Origin of the sequence: Myxococcus sp. AB025B, from assembly GCF_006518215.1 — a bacterium.
Classification (GTDB): domain Bacteria; phylum Myxococcota; class Myxococcia; order Myxococcales; family Myxococcaceae; genus Myxococcus; species Myxococcus fulvus.
Window position 1 is genome coordinate 1 of sequence record NZ_SRLW01000740.1, and the last position, 415, is coordinate 415.

At 63.1% G+C, this 415-nt stretch carries 1 protein-coding gene; it reads right to left on the minus strand.

The window, feature by feature from the left end:
* Nucleotides 1-376, minus strand: a 376-nt coding sequence (locus FL311_RS43750) for a LysR family transcriptional regulator (RefSeq protein WP_141333609.1), incomplete at its 3' end; no start/stop codon positions are given.
* Between the last annotated feature and the right edge of the window lie 39 nt (nt 377-415).

Genomic DNA, 415 nt, shown 5'->3' on the forward strand with positions numbered 1-415 from the left:
ACCGCACCTCCACGCGCGGAAAGCGCATCTGGAACGTGGAGAGCCGCGGAATCAGCCAGCGCATGGTGAACGTCGGGATGCTGTTCACGCGGAGGATGCGCGCCGCGTCGCGGTCGCGCAGCGCCTGGCTGGACGTGCTGATGCGGTCAAGTGCTACGCCAATCTCCGACAGGTAGCGCTGACCCGCATCAGTCAGTTCCACCCGCCGATTCAGCCTGCGAAAGAGCGACACGCCGAGCCACGCCTCGAGTGCCTGAACCTGGCGGCTGATCGCGCCATGCGTGACGTTCAGCTCGTCGCCCGCACGCGTGAAACTCAGATGGCGCGCCGCCGATTCAAAGGCGCGCAAGGCATTCAGAGGAGGCAGCTTGCGCATATCGCGTGATTTTTTCGCACAGATCAGGTCAGTATATAT